The 601-nt window shown below is 57.4% G+C and carries 1 protein-coding gene; it reads left to right on the forward strand.

The window, feature by feature from the left end; all coding sequences use genetic code 11:
- Window positions 1–601, forward strand: a 601-nt coding sequence (locus E1297_RS00885) for an AMP-binding protein (RefSeq protein WP_155132724.1), incomplete at both ends; no start/stop codon positions are given.

The following is a 601-nucleotide window of genomic DNA, read 5'->3' on the forward strand; positions in this document are numbered from 1 at the left end:
AGCCGGACCAGCCTCTTCATTCGATTGATCTTCTGGATGATCTGGAGCGCCGTTGTGTTGTTGAGGGTTTCAACGCGACATCTGTTGAATATGCAAGAGAGCTTACGGTTCTGGATCTGTTTTCGGAGCAGGCACGGTTGCGCCCGGAAGCCGTGGCTGTTGTGGATGGCGATCGCAAGCTCAGATATGGCGATGTAGATGCGGCCTCAAACCGGCTTGCACGCTATCTGATTGGTCTTGGGGCAGGCCCGGAACGTGTTGTTGGAATATGTTTGGAGCGTTCTGCCGAACTGATCGTGGCACTTCTTGCAGTGTTCAAGACGGGCGGGGCGTACTTGCCGCTTGATCCGGACCACCCGGAGGAACGTCTGTCATTCATGCTTTGGGATGCAGGAGCGGATCTGATCGTGACCTCAAGGGTGCTTGAGGCGGGCGTGCCGGTTCTGGCCGGTGAAGGGCGGCACTGTGTTGTCCTGGATGAGCCTGGAGTTGCCCACCAGATTTCTGTTCTCCGGGAAACGGCCGTGATGCCGGCAGAGCGTCTCGCACCGATGTCTCCCGACAATCTGGCCTACATCATCTACACGTCAGGCTCGACTGG

It is taken from the genome of Roseibium sp. RKSG952 (assembly GCF_009711355.1).